The sequence below is a fragment of the Oribacterium sp. Sow4_G1_1 genome, from assembly GCF_052116105.1.
Lineage (GTDB): Bacteria > Bacillota > Clostridia > Lachnospirales > Lachnospiraceae > Oribacterium.
Genome location: NZ_JBQKLS010000012.1, coordinates 10,475 through 31,046 on the forward strand (window position 1 = coordinate 10,475; position 20,572 = coordinate 31,046).

The 20,572-nt window shown below is 54.8% G+C and carries 16 protein-coding genes; all 16 read left to right on the plus strand.

The window, feature by feature from the left end:
• The first annotated feature begins 12 nt into the window (after window positions 1–12).
• The 16 genes from ACTQ52_RS08540 to ACTQ52_RS08615 all read left to right on the plus strand — a co-directional run bounded on the left by ACTQ52_RS08540 (window position 13) and on the right by ACTQ52_RS08615 (window position 20,564).
• Complete coding sequence (locus ACTQ52_RS08540; protein WP_441982345.1) at window positions 13–3,765, plus strand: phosphoribosylformylglycinamidine synthase; 3,753 nt, start codon at window positions 13–15, stop codon at window positions 3,763–3,765.
• A 493-nt stretch (window positions 3,766–4,258) separates the two neighbouring features.
• Window positions 4,259–4,948 (plus strand): FMN-binding protein, encoded by a 690-nt coding sequence (locus tag ACTQ52_RS08545; RefSeq protein ID WP_410043762.1) that lies wholly within the window; start codon window positions 4,259–4,261, stop codon window positions 4,946–4,948.
• A gap of 304 nt (window positions 4,949–5,252) precedes the next feature.
• Window positions 5,253–5,819, plus strand: coding sequence for an RNA polymerase sigma factor (locus ACTQ52_RS08550; RefSeq protein WP_410043761.1), 567 nt, complete (start codon window positions 5,253–5,255; stop codon window positions 5,817–5,819).
• Window positions 5,813–6,910: a hypothetical protein gene (locus tag ACTQ52_RS08555; RefSeq protein ID WP_441982346.1), complete on the plus strand. Its 1,098-nt coding sequence runs from the start codon at window positions 5,813–5,815 to the stop codon at window positions 6,908–6,910. Before ACTQ52_RS08550 ends, ACTQ52_RS08555 begins: the two co-directional genes overlap by 7 nt.
• Window positions 6,911–6,944: 34 nt before the next feature.
• The gene (locus ACTQ52_RS08560) at window positions 6,945–8,060 is read left to right on the plus strand and encodes a DUF4349 domain-containing protein (protein ID WP_410043759.1); all 1,116 of its coding nucleotides are present in this window, start codon (window positions 6,945–6,947) and stop codon (window positions 8,058–8,060) included.
• Between the two features lie 734 nt (window positions 8,061–8,794).
• Window positions 8,795–10,633 carry a glutamine--fructose-6-phosphate transaminase (isomerizing) gene (gene glmS / locus ACTQ52_RS08565; RefSeq protein WP_441982347.1) on the plus strand — a complete coding sequence of 613 codons (1,839 nt, stop codon included), beginning with the start codon at window positions 8,795–8,797 and terminating at the stop codon, window positions 10,631–10,633.
• Between the two features lie 324 nt (window positions 10,634–10,957).
• Entirely contained in the window at window positions 10,958–12,346 is a 1,389-nt protein-coding gene (gene rsxC, locus ACTQ52_RS08570) for an electron transport complex subunit RsxC (protein WP_441982348.1), read from the plus strand.
• Window positions 12,346–13,299, plus strand: coding sequence for an RnfABCDGE type electron transport complex subunit D (locus ACTQ52_RS08575; RefSeq protein ID WP_441982349.1), 954 nt, complete (start codon window positions 12,346–12,348; stop codon window positions 13,297–13,299). The genes rsxC and ACTQ52_RS08575 overlap by 1 nt, the downstream gene beginning before the upstream one ends.
• Window positions 13,296–13,904: an RnfABCDGE type electron transport complex subunit G gene (locus ACTQ52_RS08580; protein WP_441982350.1), complete on the plus strand. Its 609-nt coding sequence runs from the start codon at window positions 13,296–13,298 to the stop codon at window positions 13,902–13,904. The genes ACTQ52_RS08575 and ACTQ52_RS08580 overlap by 4 nt, the downstream gene beginning before the upstream one ends.
• Before the next feature lie 13 nt (window positions 13,905–13,917).
• The gene (gene rsxE / locus ACTQ52_RS08585; RefSeq protein WP_441982351.1) at window positions 13,918–14,607 is read left to right on the plus strand and encodes an electron transport complex subunit RsxE; all 690 of its coding nucleotides are present in this window, start codon (window positions 13,918–13,920) and stop codon (window positions 14,605–14,607) included.
• A 2-nt stretch (window positions 14,608–14,609) separates the two neighbouring features.
• Complete coding sequence (locus ACTQ52_RS08590; protein WP_410043753.1) at window positions 14,610–15,224, plus strand: electron transport complex protein RnfA; 615 nt, start codon at window positions 14,610–14,612, stop codon at window positions 15,222–15,224.
• Between the two features lie 16 nt (window positions 15,225–15,240).
• Window positions 15,241–16,143: an RnfABCDGE type electron transport complex subunit B gene (locus ACTQ52_RS08595; RefSeq protein WP_410043752.1), complete on the plus strand. Its 903-nt coding sequence runs from the start codon at window positions 15,241–15,243 to the stop codon at window positions 16,141–16,143.
• 263 nt (window positions 16,144–16,406) lie between these two features.
• Complete coding sequence (locus ACTQ52_RS08600) at window positions 16,407–16,967, plus strand: hypothetical protein (RefSeq protein WP_441982352.1); 561 nt, start codon at window positions 16,407–16,409, stop codon at window positions 16,965–16,967.
• A gap of 15 nt (window positions 16,968–16,982) precedes the next feature.
• A complete protein-coding gene (locus ACTQ52_RS08605) occupies window positions 16,983–17,507 on the plus strand; it encodes a hypothetical protein (protein WP_410043750.1) in 525 nt (174 codons plus the stop codon).
• Window positions 17,508–17,532: 25 nt separating this feature from the next.
• The gene (locus ACTQ52_RS08610) at window positions 17,533–19,263 is read left to right on the plus strand and encodes a V-type ATP synthase subunit A (RefSeq protein ID WP_441982353.1); all 1,731 of its coding nucleotides are present in this window, start codon (window positions 17,533–17,535) and stop codon (window positions 19,261–19,263) included.
• 8 nt (window positions 19,264–19,271) lie between these two features.
• Window positions 19,272–20,564 carry a V-type ATP synthase subunit B gene (locus ACTQ52_RS08615; RefSeq protein WP_441226870.1) on the plus strand — a complete coding sequence of 431 codons (1,293 nt, stop codon included), beginning with the start codon at window positions 19,272–19,274 and terminating at the stop codon, window positions 20,562–20,564.
• The last annotated feature ends 8 nt before the right edge of the window (window positions 20,565–20,572 follow it).

The window sequence follows — 20,572 nt, forward strand, 5'->3', positions numbered from 1 at the left end:
GGATTACGATCCATGGTAAATAGAATTTATGTTGAGAAGAAGCAGGGTCTCCGCCACGAGGCACAGGGACTCCGCCATGATATCCGTCACATCCTTCTGATCAAGAACCTCACGGACGTACGGCTTCTGAACCGTTACGACGTCGAGGGACTGGACCAGGAGACCTTTGATAAGGCTGTACAGCTCGTCCTCAGCGAGCCGCAGCTCGATGATGTATCGACTGAGCTTCCGAAGCAGGACGGTGCGTATGTGTTTGCCGTCGAGTTCCTGCCGGGTCAGTTCGACCAGCGCGCAGACTCTGCCGCACAGTGTATCCAGATCCTCACCCAGGGTGAGCGCCCGAAGGTACGTTCCGCGAAGGTGTACCTCCTCTACGGAGAGCTCAGCGCGGATGAGATCGCAGAAATCAAGAAGTATGTCATCAACCCGGTAGAGTCGAGAGAGGCTTCCCTCGACACCTATGCGACCCTGGATGTAAAGTATGACATCCCGACCGAGGTCGAGACCCTCACGGGCTTCATCGATGCACCGAACGAGGAGCTCGATGCCTTCCGTCAGGAGAAGGGCCTCGCGATGGACCTCGACGATCTCGAGTTCTGCCGTGATTACTTCAAGTCCGAGCATCGTGATCCGAGCATCACGGAGATCCGCATGATCGATACCTACTGGTCCGATCACTGCCGTCATACCACCTTCCTGACCACGATCGATCATGTCGATTTCGCTGATCCGGCGCTCCAGAAGGCATGGGATCGTTACATCGCAGCCCGCAAGGAGCTGAACCGCACGAAGCCGATCAACCTCATGGATATCGGTACCCTCGCTGCGAAAGTTCTGAAGAAGGAAGGAAAGCTCCAGAAGCTCGATGAGTCGGAGGAGATCAATGCCTGCACCGTAAAGATCAAGGTCAATGTCGATGGCGAGGATCAGGACTGGCTCCTGCTCTTTAAGAACGAGACCCATAACCACCCGACCGAGATCGAGCCGTTCGGTGGTGCGGCCACCTGTATCGGTGGCGCGATCCGTGATCCGCTGTCCGGCAGAAGCTATGTATATCAGGCGATGCGTGTCACCGGTGCCGGCGATCCGACCGTACCGGTACAGGAGACCATGAAGGGCAAGCTGCCACAGCGTAAGCTCGTGACGACCGCGGCCAACGGTTACTCCAGCTATGGTAACCAGATCGGCCTCGCGACCGGTCTCGTCGATGAGATCTATCATCCGGGCTATGTCGCTAAGCGTATGGAGATCGGTGCCGTCGTCGCAGCCGCACCGGCAGAGAACGTACGCCGTGAGGTTCCGGCACCGGGTGATGTCGTCATCCTCCTCGGCGGTCGTACCGGCCGTGATGGTATCGGTGGCGCTACCGGATCCTCCAAGTCGCACAATGTGGAATCCCTCGAGAAGGACGGCGCAGAGGTGCAGAAGGGTAATGCACCTGAGGAGCGTAAGCTGCAGCGTCTCTTCCGTAATCCGGAGGCAAGTAAGCTGATCAAGCGCTGCAACGACTTCGGTGCTGGCGGTGTATCCGTCGCGATTGGTGAGCTCGCGGATGGTCTCGACATCAACCTCGATAAGGTTCCGAAGAAGTATGCCGGTCTCGATGGCACAGAGCTTGCGATCTCCGAGTCGCAGGAGCGTATGGCGGTCGTGGTCGCGCCGGAGGATATGGAGCGCTTCCTTGCGCTCGCACATGAGGAGAACCTCGAGGCGACCCACGTGGCAGACGTCACCGACACCAATCGTCTCGTCGCCCACTGGAACGGAAAGAATGTCATCGATCTTTCGAGAGACTTCCTGAACAGTAACGGTGCCGAGAAGCACATCAGCGTGACGACTGCGGCGGGCGAGAACATTGCCCGTGAGGTGAGGGGCAGCTTCGCCGAGAACTATGAGGCACTGGCCGAGGATCTCAACGTGGTCAGCAAGCGTGGTCTCAGCGAGCGCTTCGACTCCACCATCGGTGCAGGTACCGTGCTGATGCCGTTCGGCGGTAAGAATCAGCGTACACCGGTACAGGCGATGGCGGCGAAGATCTCCATTGAAAAGGGTCATACCGATGACACATCCGTCATGGCCTATGGATATAACCCGTTTATCACTGAGAAGAACTGCTACAAGGGTGCGTACCTCGCCGTCGTTGAGTCTGCGGCGAAGCTGATTGCAACCGGCGCAGGCTTCGAGGATACCTACCTCACCTTCCAGGAGTACTTCGGTAAGCCGGGTCGTACGCCGGAGCGCTGGGGACAGCCACTCGAGGCACTGCTCGGTGCATTTAACGCACAACTCGACCTCGGTATCGCTGCAATCGGTGGTAAGGACTCCATGTCTGGAACCTTCGAGAGGCTCGATGTTCCGCCTACGCTCGTTTCCTTCGCCATCACCACAGAGGATGCGAAGAACATCGTGAGCCCGGAGTACAAGGCAGCCGGTCATCCGGTGCTCTGGCTGAAGCCGCAGTACCGTGATGAGCTTCCGGTGAAGGAGTCCCTCCTCGCCCTGTTCGCGTACGTACATCAGCTCGTGCTCGACGGTAAGCTCGCGTCCATCTACACCCCGACCTACGGTGGTGCCGCCGAGGCGGTACTGAAGCAGTGCATGGGTAACGACATCGGCTTTGATTTCGCACCGAGCCTGAGTGTCGAGGACATCTTCGGCTATCAGTACGGCAGCTTCCTGCTGGAGCTCCGTGACGCAGCAGACCGTGACGCGATCTATAATGATCCGGCTGTGAAGGCAGCGAACATCATCGTGGCAGACCTCGGTGTCACCACGGACAATGCAGAGATCCGTTACAACGACGAGACCCTGAAGCTCAGTGATCTCGAGGCATCTTACGAGGATAAGCTTGAGAAGGTCTTCACCTGCAATATGAACCTCGAGAAGGACAGTGAGGAGAGTGCAGCAGATGTGACGATTCCGGATTATACCGAGAAGGAGTGGGTCGCTCCGGCCATCCAGGTGGAGAAGCCGCACGTCCTGATTCCGGTCTTCCCGGGCAACAACTGTGAGTATGATTCTGCGAAGGCCTGCGCCGACGCAGGACTCGATCCTGAGATCATCGTCGTACGCAATATGACGAAGCAGGACATCAGTGATTCCGTCGAGCAGGTTGCGAAGCGGATCGCCGAGTCCCAGATGATCTTCATCCCAGGTGGTTTCTCCGGTGGTGACGAGCCGGACGGCTCTGCGAAGTTCATCACCTCCTTCTTCCGAAATGAGGCAGTGAAGAACGCAACCATGGATATGCTGAACAAGCGGGATGGTCTCATGCTCGGTATCTGCAACGGCTTCCAGGCCCTCATCAAGCTCGGTCTCGTACCGTATGGTGAGATCCGTGATACCGATGAGCACTGTCCGACCCTGACCTTCAACACGATCGGACGCCACCAGTCGAAGATCGTCAACATCCGTGTCGCTTCGAACATGTCTCCGTGGCTTGCTGACACGGAGCCGGGCGACATCTACAGCGTACCGATCTCTCACGGCGAGGGCCGCTTCCTCTGTGAGCCGGCGCTTTTCCAGCAGCTCGTCGAGAACGGTCAGATCGCAACCCAGTACGTGGATCTCGAGGGTCATCCGACCATGGATATCCAGTACAACCCGAACGGCTCCTACTATGCGGTCGAGGGTATCACCTCGCCGGATGGTCGTGTCCTCGGTAAGATGGGTCACGCAGAGCGCTGGGGCAGCGGACTGTATAAGAACGTACCTGGTAACTATGATATGGGTCTCTTCCGTGCAGCGAAGGAGTACTTTAACTGATACGATGCCTGTATGGCGATCAGAGAGCGTCCCGAAAGGGACGCTCTTTATGTTGTGGTGAAGGACCACGGCGGGCTCCCTTATTTCATTTTAGATATAACTAAATGGTAGTAGACTTCGTGCGGAGCCATAACTATAATACCATTCATGGGCAAGGGCGTCTGGTTTTTCCAGACGCCCTTTTGCTATACCTAATCTTCGTTTACAATGTGATGCGTGCCGTCAAGGTACGTACCGGCGAGGAAGACTATGAGGACATTCAGGATGTCGAGTAAGCACGGTCATATCGGGGCGGTTCCCCGTTTGACATATATAACATAAGACAGATGTTTTATCCGCTGGAAGCGTCCCGTAAGGGGCGCTTTTTGCGTCATTATAGAAAGTATTGAAAAGCATCTCTGCTTGTTGCTGTTAACTACCTGTGTTATAATGTATGAATGGTTTGACAAAAGTGCCACTAGGGTTAATCGGCACGGATGAGGGGAAATAGGAAATGAAGAAGAATACAAATATGGTTTCACTGGTGGTTATCGGTGCAGGTATCATCGTTGCGATCGCAACGGGTATGCAGTCCAGAAATGCGAACGCGATTCCGGAGGGTTCGATCATCGCAAACGGAAGTGCACAGGGTATGGACGGACCGGTAAAGGTTGAGGTCGCGTTCTCTCCGGAAAAGATTTACCGTGTGACCGTGACCGAGGCGAATGAGACGCCGGATATCGGAACGAAGGCGATCGATGCACTGCCAGGTACTATCGTCGCGGAGAACAGTCTGAATGTGGATGCGGTTTCCGGTGCGACTATCACGTCTACAGCGATTAAGAACGCAGTAGCACAGGCGATCGCGGATGCGGATGTCGATCCGGCTACCTTCGGTTATGCCGGCGAAGCGGGCGCAGAGACCGAAGCTGCGGAGTCAGAGAGTGAAGCCAGCGCGGCAGAGTCCGAAACGGAGGGTACTGCTGATTCCGTACAGAAGGCGCATGACGCTGCGGCTGGTAAGGTAGAGGGTGCCGCCGGCTACCTGAACCGCTACAGTGCGGATGCTACCGTGGCTGTCGCGACAGAAAGCACTGCAGCCGATGCTGCAAGTACAGAGGGTGGATCTGTGCAGAAGGCACATGATGCTGCAGCTGGTAAGGTATCCGGTGCTGCCGGCTATCTCAACCGTTACAGCGCATAAATGTACATGAGTGATGATGAAAAGTCGTCGGGAGGTTTTCCCGGCGGCTTTTTTCATACTTTCGTAAGAATTCCGAGGATGATTTCAGATGCCTGATCAGATGGTATCGGGTAAAATGAATATAAAAAGTATGCATATAAGAAATGCCACTTGGGAAAGAACCGTGATCCGGTGGATCATGAACGCTCCGGGGACACCACCCATGGAAAGATGAAAAAATTCAGTATATTTTTATGAAATGTATGTGACGCCACTCTATGTACCCGGTGTATATAGGTGAAAGGACAGAAACAGAGGGCACAACATGAACGATCAGGATATCCTCGACCTCTACTTCGCGAGGTCGGAAAGCGCGATCAGCGCAACGAATGAGAAATACGGAAAGTACTGCCATACGGTCGCGATGAACATACTCTACAGTCACGAGGACAGTGAGGAGTGTGTAAACGATACCTGGCTCCGGGCCTGGGGTGCGATTCCACCGAAGCGTCCGGCCATGCTCCGGACCTTCCTCGGAAAGATCACCCGGAATCTGGCACTGAATCGCTGGGAGCATACCCATGCGGAGAAGCGTGGCCGGGGTGAACCCGCAGCGGCGCTCGATGAGCTCACAGAGTGCGTGGCAGATACCCGGGCGGGACAGCCGGATCAGCTTCCGGAACAGTTGACATTGACCGAATGTATCAACCGCTTTCTGGAACACCAGAAGCCGGAAAACAGGAAGCTTTTCGTCCGCCGCTACTGGTACCTTTCGGAAATCAAGGAAATCGCCGGTGACTATGGCTTTACGGAAAGTAAGGTCAAGATGACCCTGAGCCGCATGCGCGCACAGCTCATGGCTGAGTTAGAAAAGGAAGGCATCTCATGTTGACGAGAGAAGAAAAGGCGCGGCAGCTCCTGCACGCGATGACAGAGATCGAGGATCGCTATATCGCGGAGGCTGCCCCGGAAAATACAGAACATAGCGCGGCTTTGGAAGGGGCTGTGGAGACGGCGACGCTTGTGCAGATGAAGCACGCGGACGTCGAGAAGACGAAAATGGACGCACAGAAGGAAGCGGAGGCGCCAGCGAAAGCAGATATGCCGGACGAAGATCGTCATTCGGAGCCGAAGGTCCTCTATATGAAACCGCAGAAACGCTGGAAGCCGATGGGTATCATCGCGGCCGCTGCGGTTCTCGTAATCGGCTTCGGAGCATATATGAAGACAGAAAAAGCCAGCAACTCGATGGCACCGGTCGCGTTCGTCACCGGTGGAAGCGATATGGCGAGGGCTATCGATGGTGAGGACGAGAGCGCGGCCACCGGAGCTGATCAGGAGTCTGCAGGCGCAGCTGCGATGGAAAGGTCCGCGAGGATGGAAACCGGCGCAGATCCGGACGTCGCCGCAGCGGAAGGTGATCCGGAGATGGCAGCCGAAGCAGCGCCGTATGCGGATCAGGGCACGATGGAAGTGGATGGCAGTGCGCGGATGAAATCCTCAGTGACGGAAACCGGTGCCACACCGGAGGCAGCCTCCTCGGATGCGCAGGAGAGCATGCAGCTGGCGAACCCATGGAGTGACTTCGATTCACTGGAAGAGGCAGAAGCCGATGCACTACTCCAGATTGAACTCCCGGAAAGCTACCAGAATTTTGATCATCGTATTTACCGTTCGATGCATGGCGAGATGCTCGAAATTATCTATCAGGATGCCGACGGGCAGGAGGGCTTCCGTATCCGGAAGAGCCGTGGCTCCGAAGACATCAGCGGTGACTACACAAGCTACGCACAGGAGAAGACGCTGACCAGCGGCGGTCGCTCCGTCACGATCCGCGGAAACGGAGATACGATCTCCGTCGCCACCTGGAGCAATCACAGCTTGAACCTCAGCTACGCCATCTGTGTAGCGGAAGACCAGCACTTCACGGAAGATGATATCCGAAGCCTCGTAGAAGCCATCGATCCAGCGATCTGGAAATAAGAAAAACACATGGCCATACAGAAAGGAGCTGACCATGAAAAGAAAGAGTGATACCACCATAATGAAACGGAAGCGCCTGAACAACACCAGCGTGCGCCTGCTGGCGCTCGCTGCTGCCGGCCTTCTGCTGGTGTCCGGCCTCACGGCCTGTGGTGCCAGTGCCAGTAAAAGCGCTTATGTAAGTGAGACGATGGCAGCTGCCAGCGGTGGCATGTATAACGAAGCCTCAGCAGAAGAGGCCGTCGCCGACTACGACAGCGCAGCGAATATGAAAATGAACAGCGTTTCGCTGCAGGAACGCGGCGATACCGGCACAGACAGCACCGGCGCCGACGGTTCGGTCGATACCACGAAGATCCCGGATTCCCGTAAGCTCATCCGAAACGTCGACCTCAGCTTCGAGACTACCGATTTCGATACCTTCGTACAGGATATTCAGAGTAAGACGACCGCACTTGGCGGCTACATCGAGTCCAGCGATGTAAGCGGTAACGCCTATACCGACCGTCGCCGCAGCGCCTACTTCACCCTGCGCATCCCGAAGCCACAGGTCGACAGCTTCCTGAGCTTCGCTGAGGGAGAAGCCAATCTCACAAGAAAGTACGAGTATACCCAGGACATCACCCTCCAGTATCATGACACCGAATCTAGGAAGAAGGCCCTCCAGGCAGAATATGACCGACTGCTTCAGCTCATGGCGAAGGCCGAATCCGTCGACGCCGTCATCGCCATCGAACAACGCCTGTCGGAGATCCGCTACCAGCTCGACAGCTTCGAATCCGACCTCCGCCGCTACGATAACCAGGTCGATTACTCCACGGTCACGGTCGATGTCAGCGAAACCACCGTCCTCACCGCCTCGGAAAAGAGCGGCTTCTGGAGCCGTGTACAGGCAAACCTCGAATCGAACCTCGAAGACCTCGGTGACGCCGTCACCAGCTTCCTCATCTGGTTCCTGGCGAGCATCCCGGTACTCCTCGTCCTCGCGATCCTCTTTTTCATTATTTACCGCATCGTGAAGGCCATCCGCAGCCGCAGGAAAACCAGAAAATCTGAAAAAGTAAACCCGAACATAGCGGACAAGGTTGCTCCACCAGTAAATTCATCTGAAGAAAGCATTGATCACGAAAACCGAAGGACCGATAACTGAAGCGCAGTACTACGAGGTCGGTGTTACTGTTCAAGCGTAGTTAAGTCAAGACGTGGCTCGGCGGACGGCAGCCGGAAGCCATACGAAGAGACCGTGTGAAATCAAGCCGGGTCCCCTTAGCGGCACTTGGTACATTTTCCTTAGCACCCTCTGCAACGCTGAGTTTTCATGAAGAAAACTCAGCGATTGCAGAGGGCCTAGTGCCGCTTAGGGTCCCCGGCTTAGATTTCACCGGTCTCGTAGTACTGTGTTTTCGGCTGTTGTCCGCCGAGCCACGTCTGAACAGTACTGTGTTTCTGTTGCCGTTCTCCGGGGTATGGGCACCGGGCATGATTGCACACCGCCTTGCCGCAGACCTCATTTTGTGCTATAGTTTGCGGCAAATGGATCCTTCCGTCTGGAGACCGGTGATCCATTAGCGCCAGGACCGTAAAGGTCGACGAGGATGACAGTCATCGAAAGACTCGGCGGATGCTGTCACGGAGTAGTGATCGTAAGAGGAAAAAGAAAAAGCGGAATCAACACCGTAACAGAAGTTTCCCCACACTGAACAACACCCATACATCCACAGGGCATGCACGCTGCATGCCCCTGTTCTGTACCCACCGCAGCGGCACTGCATGCTATGCGGGCAGCAGAAACACCCGGCAGACCTCCCGGTGATGCCCGCCCTGCTTTCCTGTGCAGAACGCCCGTCGGATGCATGCGTCTGATCAGTGAGAGGAGATTTTTTTATGTGTGGAATTGTAGGATATGTAGGACAGCAGCAGGCAGCACCAATTCTTCTGAACGGCCTTTCGAAGCTCGAGTACAGAGGCTATGACTCAGCCGGCATCGCCGTGCGGAACGAGCAGGGCGAGATCGAGGTCGTGAAGGCAAAGGGACGCCTGAAGAATCTGATGGAGAAGACGAACGACGGCAAGGCGATGAAGGGCACCACCGGCATCGGCCACACCCGCTGGGCGACCCATGGCGAGCCATCCGAGACCAACGCCCACCCGCATATGAGCTTTCATCATAAGGTGGTCGCGGTTCACAACGGCATCATCGAAAACTTCCAGGAAATCAAGGATAAGCTCCTGAAGAAGGGCTATCAGTTCTACAGCCAGACCGATACCGAGGTCGCCGTCAACCTCGTGGACTACTACTATGAAAAGTACGGACAGGGACCGATCGACGCGATCGCACGGGCAATGATGCGGATCCGCGGCTCCTATGCCCTCGAATTCATGTTTATGGACTGCCCGGGGGAGATCTACGTCGCCCGGAAGGATGCACCGATGATCATCGGCGTCGAAGAGGGCGAGACCTATGTCGCCTCCGATGTACCGGCGATTCTCAAGTACTGCAAGAACGTGTACTATATCGACAATTCCGAGATCGCGAAGCTCACCGCCGGAAAGGCCGAGTTCTTCAACCTCGATCAGGAGCCGATCGAGAAGGAGCTCGTCGAGATCAAGATGGATGCGCAGGCCGCCGAAAAGGGTGGCTTCGAGCATTTCATGATGAAGGAGATCTATGAGCAGCCGAAGGCTGTCCGTGATACGATCACTTCCGTCGTAAAGGATGGTCACATCGATCTGTCCGCCGTCGGCCTCAGTGATGAGGAGATCCAGAAGATTTCGCAGATCTATATCGTCGCCTGTGGCTCTGCCTACCATGTCGGTGTCGTGACACAGTACGTGATGGAGGGCCTCGCCCGGATCCCGGTGCGTGTGGAGCTCGCCTCCGAGTTCCGTTACCGGAACCCGATCCTCGATCCGAACGGCCTCGTGATCATCATCAGCCAGTCTGGTGAGACTGCCGATTCGCTCGCCGCACTTCGTGAAGCGAAGGCACGCGGCATCCGGACCCTCGGCATCGTCAATGTCGTCGGTTCCTCCATCGCGCGCGAGGCGGATAACGTGTTCTATACCCTCGCCGGACCGGAGATCGCGGTCGCTACGACGAAGGCATACTCCACCCAGCTCATCGCCGGCTACACCCTCGCCATCGAATTTGCGAAGGTACGGGGCGAGCTCGAGGATGAGCGCTATGCGGCGCTCATCACAGAGCTCGGAACACTGCCGGAGAAGATCGAGCGCATCCTGCTCGATAAGGAGCGTATCCAGTGGTTCGCCGCGAAGCAGGCCAATGCGAAGGACGTGTTCTTCATCGGCCGTGGCATCGACTATGCGATCGGACTCGAGGGCTCGCTCAAGCTGAAGGAGATCAGCTATATCCACTCTGAGGCCTATGCGGCCGGTGAGCTGAAGCACGGCACCATCTCCCTGATCGAGAAGGGCATCCTGGTGGTCGGCATCCTGACCCAGCCGGAGCTCTTCGAAAAGACCGTGTCGAACATGGTCGAAGTGAAATCCCGTGGCGGCTACCTCATGGGCCTCACAAGCTATGGAAACTACAGCATCGAGGATACCGCAGACTTCACCGTCTACGTACCATCGACGGACCCGTACTTCGCGACCAGCCTCGCCGTCGTACCGCTCCAGCTGCTCGCCTACTATGTGAGCGTCGCCAAGGGCCTCGACGTCGATAAACCGAGAAACCTCGCGAAATCCGTCACCGTGGAGTGAGCGGAGCCGAAGCACGGTCCCGTCTCACCATCGGATTCCATGAACCGGGCGCTCGGAAACCGCATGCGTGCAGTTCCGCTGCTTCTCATGCAGAAGAAAGCAGCGGTAAATCTTTAAGAAAAAGTCACCAGACCGGAGAAAAACTCCGAGTTGGTGACTTTTTCCAGTTATTGTCAAATTTTTGTTTATTATGTCATAATTTTAACAAATTTTTTGTTGAAAACATGCACAAAAAGGCGTACATTCGAAGAAAATTCGTTGTCGAGCCTCGCGAATTTGATATAATATATCAGTCTATGATTTTATTTTAGGAGGTATGTGAACATGGGTGTTACCACTTTTAAAGGTGGCGTCCATCCCTATGACGGCAAGGACCTCGCCAAAGATCAGGCGATCGTCGAGCTGAAGCCACAGGGACTCATGGTCTATCCGCTTTCTCAGCATATCGGTGCACCGGCGAAGCCGGTTGTAGCGAAGGGGGATCGTGTCCTCGTCGGACAGAAGATCGCTGAGGCCGGTGGATTTATTTCCGCACCTGTCATCTGCTCTGTATCAGGTACTGTAAAGAGTATCGAGAAGAAGCTGACGGCCGGCGGAGCCATGGTAGACGCAATTGTAGTAGAGAACGACCAGCAGTATGAAGCGATCGAGGGTTTCGGTCAGGCGAGAGACTATACGAAGCTCACGCGTGACGAGATCGTGAATATCGTAAAGGAAGCCGGTATCGTCGGACTGGGCGGAGCAGGATTCCCTACCTCCGTGAAGCTGGCACCGAAGAACATCGATAAGATCGATTATTTCCTCGTAAACGGTGCCGAGTGTGAGCCTTACCTCACCTCCGACTATCGCATCATGCTCGAGGAGCCGGAGAAGATCATCGGCGGCCTCAAGGTCATCCTTTCGATTTTCCCGAACGCGAAGGGCGTAATCGGTATCGAGGACAATAAGCCAGAGGCTGTCCGCACGATGACGGAAGCCGCAAAGGGCGAGTCCAACATCGAGGTTGTGGCACTGAAGACCAAGTATCCGCAGGGTGGTGAGCGCCAGCTGATCTATGCGATTACGGGTCGTAAGATCAACTCCGGTATGCTTCCGGCAGACGCAGGCTGCGTCGTGGACAATGCTGCCACCATGCTCGCCATCTATGAGGCCGTTTGTGAATCGAAGCCGCTCGTTTCGAGAATCCTCACCGTCACCGGTGATGCGATGGCAAAGCCGGGCAACTTCCGCGTGCCGACCGGTATGAACTACCAGGAGATCGTGGATCAGGCCGGTGGCTTCAAGACTGAGCCGGAGAAGATCGTCTGCGGTGGACCGATGATGGGTATTCCGCTCTTTAAGCTGGATATCCCGGTAGCGAAGAACTCGAGCTCCATCCTGGCATTCGCACATGATCAGGTTTCCCATGAGCCGACCACAGCCTGCATCGGCTGCGGCCGCTGTGTTTCCGCATGCCCGGAGAACCTCATGCCGACCATGATGTTCAAGGCTGCACTGAAGAAGGATACCGCCCGCTTCACAGCGCTCGAGGGCATGGAGTGTCTCGAGTGTGGTGCCTGCGCATATGTATGCCCGGCGAAGCGTCCGCTCACCCAGGGCTTCAAGGAGATGAAGCGCCGTGTCGGTGCGGAGCGTAGAGCTGCCGCTGCAAAGGCAAAGGCTGAAGCAGAGGCGAAGGCCGCTGAGAAGAAAGCGGAGGAGGTACAGAAATAATGAGTAAGCTTTTAAATCTTTCCTCAAATCCGCATATTCGTGACAACGTAACGACTGCGGAAATCATGCGCGATGTCTTCATCGCCCTGATTCCGACGACCCTGTACGGTATCATCCAGTGGGGCTTCAACGCTGCACTCGTATGTATCCTGACGGTCGCTGCTGCTGTAATTTCCGAGCTTGTGTATGAGAAGTGCATGAAGCTGCCGATCACCATCAAGGACTGGTCCGCTGCGGTTACAGGTCTCATCCTTGCGCTCAACTGCCCGCCGAATATCCCGGCATGGATTCCATGTCTCGGTGCTGTCTTTGCTATCATCATCGTAAAGCAGCTCTATGGCGGCCTCGGTAAGAACTTCATGAACCCGGCACTCGCTGCCAGATGCTTCCTGCTGATTTCCTTCGCAGGTAAGATGACCAGCTTCACCGGTGTCGGCGCAGATGCACTTTCCGGTGCAACCCCGCTTGCCTTCATGAAGACGAATCCGGATGCGATCGCCAAGGTCGACCTCGGTGCTGCCTTCCTCGGACGTATCCCTGGAACCATCGGTGAGGTTTCGAAGCTCTGCGTACTGATCGGTGCAGCCTACCTCATCATCCGTAAGGTAATTTCTCCGAAGATCCCGCTGATCTACATCGGAACCGTTGCCGTATTCACGCTGCTTTTCGGTGGTCACGGCTTCGACCTTTACTATCTCGCCTGTGAGCTCTGCGCCGGTGGACTGATCTTCGGTGCATTCTTCATGGCGACGGACTATGTTACATCCCCGATCACCCCGCTCGGCCAGATCATCTTCGCGATTATGCTTGGTATCCTGACCGGACTGTTCCGTCTCTTCGGTGGCTCCGCAGAGGGTGTTTCCTATGCCATCATCATCTGCAACATCCTCGTGCCGATGATCAATGTGCATACCGTACCGAAGGCTTTCGGAAAGGAGGGCGCTAAGAAATGAAGAAAGATTCATTTATGAAGGACGCGCTTGTCCTCGCACTGATCACACTGATTTCCGGCTGCTGCCTCGGTGGCGCCTACGGCCTGACGAAGCAGAAAATCTATGAGATCAATATGGCTTCCACCATCGCATCCTACAAGCAGGTTATGCCGGCAGAGGAGTACGATGATGAGACCTATGCAGATGCCCTCACCACCGCGCAGAGCGATGGAAAGATCGCAGCCGATAATGGCGGCGCTTCCCTGATTTCTGTCGTCGCTGCGAAGGATGCATCCGGTGCAGAAACCGGCTACATCGTCAAGGGCTCAGCCGCTGGTTACGGTGGAAGTGTCATCGTCGTCGTCGGTGTCGATGCAGATCTGAAGGTAACCGGTATTTCCTTCCCGGAGACACTTCCGGAGACGGCAGGTCTCGGCCAGAAGGCTACAGAGCCTGCATTCTATGAGCAGTTTGCCGGCAAGGGCACGAAGCTCTCTGTAAAGAAGGGCGGCGGTGCCGGTGAGGATGAAATCGATGCAATTTCAGGTGCGACCATCACCTCGACCGCGGTTACGAACACGGTCAATGCCGCTACTGAATTTGTTCAGGATTACATCCTTAAGTGAAGGAGGATAGAAGATGAATAAATATGTAGAAAGAATTTATAACGGTATCGTTAAAGAAAATCCTACCTTCATCATGATGCTTGGTATGTGTCCTACGCTGGCAACCACCACGAGTGCGACCAACGCGATCGGCATGGGTCTTTCCACGACCGCCGTACTGGTCATGTCCAACATGCTCATTTCCGCTATTCGTAAGGTGATTCCTGGTCGTATGCGTCTTCCGAGTGAGATCGTCGTCGTTGCATCGCTCGTAACCGTCGTACAGCTCCTCATGCAGGCCTATACGCCGGATGTTTACAGCGCGCTCGGTATCTATATCCCGCTGATCGTCGTAAACTGTATCATCCTCGGACGTGCAGAGTCCTTTGCGCTGTTCAATACGCCGATCCTGTCCTTCTTCGATGGACTCGGAATGGGTCTCGGCTTCACCTTCGCGCTCGTTACGCTCGGTGCATTCCGTGAGATCCTCGGTGCAGGCTCCATCTTCGGCTTCCAGATCATCCCGGATGATTTCCATATCGGTATGATGGTTCTGGCTCCGGGTGCGTTCCTGGTGCTCGCTTTCCTTACCGCGATCCAGAATAAGCTGGGCCTTCCGTCTGCAACCAACGGCGGACAGGAGCCAAACGAATTTGTAACCTCCGGCGATGTGTTCGGTGCCTATAACCAGAGCACAGATGCCGCTGACGTGAAGGAGGCATGAGTATGGTAGATCTTCTGTTAATTGCAATTAAATATTCTCTTGTTTCCAACGTCGTTCTGTCTCAGTTCCTCGGAATCTGTGCCTTCCTCGGTGTATCGAAGAAGTCCTCCGCTTCCAAGGGTATGGGCGCTGCCGTTATCTTCGTTACGGTACTGGCATCGATCGTTTCCCACCTGATCTATGTGGGCATCATGAGCGCAAGCTCCCCGATCTGCAAGGCACTGGGCATCAAGGATGGCCTCGATTTCCTGAACACCATCGTCTTCATCCTGCTCATCGCCGCACTTGTGCAGCTGGTTGAGATGTTCATGAAGAAGAACATGAAGAGCCTCTATGATGCGCTCGGTGTTTACCTTCCGCTGATCACCACGAACTGCGCCGTACTCGGTGTTGCACTGAACAACGTAAGCTATGGCTTCAACATGATCGAGTGTATCGTATACGCACTCGGCATCGGTATCGGCTTTGCCCTCGCCATTCTCCTCCTTTCTTATGTTCGTGAGAATGTGCTCGAGGATAACAAGGACATCCCGCGTTCCTTCCAGGGCGCACCGATCGTTCTTCTGACGGCGTGCCTGATGTCCATGGCATTCTTCGGATTCCAGGGTCTGATCTGATAGGAGGGTAGAGAAAATGGTATTATTTGTCGTTGTTGCTGCCATCCTGGTCGGAGCTGTCGGTTTAGTCATCGGCATCTTCCTGGGCGTGGCTTCCGAGAAGTTTAAGGTTGAAGTAGATGAGCGTGAAGCGAAGGTCAGAGACTGTCTGCCAGGTAACAACTGCGGTGCCTGCGGATTCCCGGGCTGTGATGGCTGTGCGAAGGCCATCGCAAGCGGTGAAGCTGCCGTCACCCAGTGTCCGGTTGGTGGTGCTGCGGTCGCTGAGAAGATCGCTGAGGTGATGGGTGTCAAGGCGGAGCCGATCGACGAGTCCAGCAAGATGGTCGCGTTCGTACGCTGCCAGGGTGACTGCTCGAAGGCGAAGCAGGCATACCACTATTCCGGTATCGCAGACTGTTCCGATCTTGCGGTCGTACCAAACGGTTCCGAGAAAGAGTGTGCATTCAGCTGCTGTGGTTACGGTACCTGCGTGAAGGCCTGTGCATTCGATGCGATCCACATCGTAAACGGTGTCGCTGTCGTCGATAAGGAGAAGTGTGTGGCCTGTGGTGCCTGCATGAAGGCCTGCCCGAAGCACATCATCGATCTCGTTCCGTATAAGAAGAAGCATAACGTTGCCTGCCAGAACCATCTGAAGGGCAAGGCGGTCAAGGATGCCTGCGCGACCGGATGTATCGCCTGCGGTATGTGCGAGCGTAACTGTCCGTTCGATGGTATCCATATCGTGAATGATCTTGCAGTGATGAACGAGAACTGTAAGGACTGCGGTATCTGTGCCCAGAAGTGTCCGACCGGTGCCATCACTGGTAAGCGCCCGGTGGTCAAGAAGCCGGCTGCTCCGACCGCTCCGAAGGCTGCAGAGACTGCACCGACGCCGAAGGCCGCTGAAACAGAGGCTACGAAGCCGGAAGCATAAATATGTATAGAAGAGAGTCTGTGTCTTTTATGACACAGGCTCTTTTTTGTATGTATTAAATAGACATGCTGTATGATAAGATACAAGATGTTGATCCTATCGAAGTTCAGGTACTATAGTTTCCGAAAATAGATAGTAAAAAAGGAAGAAATCTCCGAAATATTAAAATCACATAAAGAATCTTTACTAATAAATTTTTAACAATTATAATTATCTGAATTGGGATTACCAAAATATTAACATTGCATACAAGGAGGAGGCCTATGGAATTACAGATTCAGGATCTGGTTACATCGATTCGCAAAGAGGGTGTCGATGCAGCAAACGCTGAAGCTGACTCTATCATTGCGGAAGCCCGTAAAAAAGCAGACGCAATTATTTCCGATGCAAAGGCAGAAGCGGCTGCTGCGAAAGCAGGCGCAGAAAAGGAAATCGGAGTCATGAAGGAAAGTGCCGCTGTCAGTGCAGAGCAGGCAAAGCGTGACGCCATGCTCTCGTTTAAGACGGAGGTTCAGAAGGAATACGAGAAGCTTCTGAAGAACGATATCCGCAAGGAACTGTCCGGTGCCGCGCTGGGCAAGCTGATTCGTGCCGCACTGGCGGGCGAGGATGTGGCGCAGTACAGCGCAGAGGTCGCTGCTGTATCCGATGAGCTGAAGGCAGAGCTTGCCGACGAGGTTCGAAACGGCCTCGAGATCAAGCCGACCAGAGGCGTCAATGCCGGTTTCCGTCTGGCAGCCAAGGATGGATCAGGATACTTCGACTGTACCGATGATGCGATCGCAGAGATGATGATGCCGTACTTCAGAAACCTTGAAATCTGATAGGAGGTACTGCTCATGGCTTCGCATTATTATTATCTGATATCGAGCCTGCCGGAACTCCGGAGTGACGGAGATATGCCACTCAGCTATCAGGAATTTCTTGATTTATGTGAATCCACCGTCAGCCGTGGCACGTATAAGCTCTTATCGGAGCTCACACTGAACTCGGCGGAGGGCCCGCTCGTAAAGGAGTGGAACCAGGTGTACGGTGCGATGACGAAGGAGCTGAATTATCAGCGTAGCATGAAGCTCGGAAAGAGCTATCCTGCACCTTCCACGAAGGATTACGTGACGGCACAGGTCGTCGGCTCCGCACTTACCGCGAAGAATCCTCTGGAGGCAGAGCAGATCATGCTGGATTTCTCATTCCAGCAGCTGGATCAGCTGGTAGGTCTTCATATGTTTGATGACTATGTACTGTTCGGCTATGCGCTGAAGCTGAAGCTGCTCGAACGTCAGAGAAGTTTCGAACACGAGAAGGGTCAGGCCGAGTTCCGCCGCCTGCTCCGTGTCGTGCAGCAGCGCGTTTACAGTTTGTAATAAGTAGAAATATCGGGAGACATATATGGAAACAATAACAGGACATGTAACTGGCATTAACAGTAACATGGCGAATGTAAGCTTCGACGGTGCCGTCCGTAAGAACGAGGTAGGCTATATCCTCGTCGACGGAAAGCGTCTGAAGGGTGAGGTCATTCGTATCAATAACGGAATCGCCAGTATGCAGATTTATGAGATGTCAAATGGCATCAAGGTCGGTGATCCGGTCGAGTTTACCGGTGAGCTGATGAGTGTTGATCTGGGTCCGGGACTTCTGACACAGATCTATGATGGACTTCAGAACCCGCTTCCGGAGCTTGCAGAGCAGTGTGGCTTCTTCCTGCAGAGAGGTGTATACCTCGACGCGATCCCGGATAAGGACTGGGAATTCACACCGAGCGTAAAGGCAGGGGACAGCGTCGTGGCCGGTGATACCATCGGAACCGTTCCGGAGGGTATCTTCACCCACCATATCATGGTTCCGTTCACTCTGAAGGGGGATGACTGGACCGTAAAGTCCATCAAGGCAAAGGGAACGTATAATGTACGTGCCACCATCTGCGTCATCGAGAACAGCCTCGGCGAGCAGAAGGAGCTCAGCATGGTGATCACGCAGCCGATCAAGCAGCCGATCAAGTGCTACGCAGAGAGACTTCGTCCGGATGAGCCGCTGATCATGCAGCTTCGTTGTGTTGATACCTTCCTGCCGATCGCAAAGGGCGGTACCTTCTGCGTACCTGGTCCGTTCGGCGCAGGCAAGACCGTTCTTCAGCACATGGAGGCGAAGAACGGAGAAGCTGATATCGTAATCGTCGCTGCCTGCGGAGAGCGTGCCGGTGAGGTCGTTGAAATCCTGAAGGAATTCCCGGAGCTGGATGATCCGCGTACCGGTCGTTCCCTGATGGAGAGAACCATCATCATCTGTAATACCTCTTCGATGCCGGTTGCCGCACGAGAAGCATCCTGCTATACCGCGGTAACCCTCGCAGAGTATTATCGTCAGATGGGTCTCAATGTTCTTCTTCTGGCAGATTCTACCTCCCGCTGGGCCCAGGCCATGCGAGAGATGAGTGGACGTCTCGAGGAGATTCCGGGTGAGGAAGCCTTCCCTGCATACCTTGAGTCCACCATCGCCGCCTTCTATGAGCGTGCCGGTAAGGTTCGTCTGAAGGATGGCTCCATCGGTTCGGTCACCATCGGCGGTACGGTATCCCCGGCCGGCGGTAACTTCGATGAGCCGGTAACACAGGCAACCCTGAAGGTTGTCGGCGCTTTCCACGGACTGAGCCGTGAGCGTTCCGATGCACGTAAATACCCGGCGATCAATCCGACGGAATCCTGGTCGAAGTATACCGGCATCATCCCGATGGATCGTGTAGAAGAGAGCCGCAGTATTCTGAAGAGAAGTATCGAAATCAACCAGATGATGAAGGTCGTCGGTGAGGAAGGTACGACGGCAGAAGATTACATCACCTATCAGAAGGGTGAGCTTCTCGATGCCGTTTACCTCCAGCAGAACTCCTTCGATCCGATCGATGCGGCCGACTCTCCGGAGAGACAGCGTGTCGAGTTCGATCTTCTTTACGATGCACTGATGCAGCAGTACGACCTCGAGGACAAGGATGAGATTCGTTCCTTCTTTAACCAGCTGAGACAGGAGTTCCTGGACTGGCACGGAACCGAATTTAATTCAGACGCTTTTGAAGCACAGAAGAATAAGATCGCTGATTTCTATAAATCAAAGGCAATCGCTTAGGAGGTCTTATGCAAAAAGTATATACAAAAATTGAGTCGATCGTCGGTAACGTCGTTACCGTCCGTGCAGAGGGCATCCGAAACGGAGACCTCGCACTGGTCGGTGACAGTTACGCGAATGTAATCAAGCTGGATAAGGATCTCGTATCCCTCCAGGTATTTGCCGGTGCACAGGGTGTCAGCACCAATGACCCGGTGCGTTTCCTCGGCAGACCGATGCAGGTTTCCTTCTCCGAGCATCTGCTCGGCCGTATCTTCGATGGTGCCGGTGTACCGAGAGATAACGGTCCTGCCCTGACCGAAAACATGGTCGATATCGGCGGACCATCCTTCAACCCGGCGAAGCGAGTAATTCCGAAGCACATGATCCGTACCGGTATCCCGATGATCGATGTGTTTAACACCCTCGTCGAGAGCCAGAAGCTCCCGATCTTCTCCATCTCCGGAGAGCCGTATAACCAGCTGCTTGCGCGTATCGCACTGCAGGCAGAGGTTGATGTCATCGTGCTCGGCGGTATGGGCCTCAAGTATGACGACTACCTGACCTTCCGTGACACCCTCGAAAAGGGCGGCGCGATGAGTCACACCGTCATGTTCATTCATACCGCAGCGGATCCTACCGTAGAGAGTACGCTGGTTCCGGATATGTCCCTCGCCGTCGCAGAGCAGTTCGCCCTCGAGGGCAAGAAGGTACTCGTACTTCTCACGGATATGACGAGCTACTGCGATGCACAGAAGGAGCTCGCGATCACCATGGAGCAGGTACCTTCGAACCGAGGTTACCCGGGCGATCTCTACAGTATGCTCGCATCCCGTTACGAGAAGGCCGTGGATATCGATGGCGCAGGTTCCATCACGATTCTCGGTGTAACCACGATGCCTGGTGATGATGTCACTCACCCGGTACCAGATAACACCGGCTACATCACCGAGGGTCAGTTCTATCTTCGAAATGGACACATCGAGCCGTTCGGTTCCCTGTCCAGACTAAAGCAGAACGTCAACGGCAGCACACGTGACGACCACCGTGCACTGATGGATGGTATGATCAAGCTCTATGCACAGTACAAGGAGAGTCTGGAGAAGAAGTCCATGGGCTTCGCGATGAGCTCCTGGGATGATAAGCTCCTCAAGTATGGTCAGCTCTTCGAATCGAAGCTGATGGACCTCAGTGTAAACATTCCTCTCGAGAAGGCACTGGATCTCGGCTGGGAAATCCTCGCGGAGTGCTTCGAGCCGAACGAGACCGGTCTGAAGACCAGCCTGATCAAGGAGAGATGGCCGAAGAAGCTGGATGAGTAAAGGAGCAG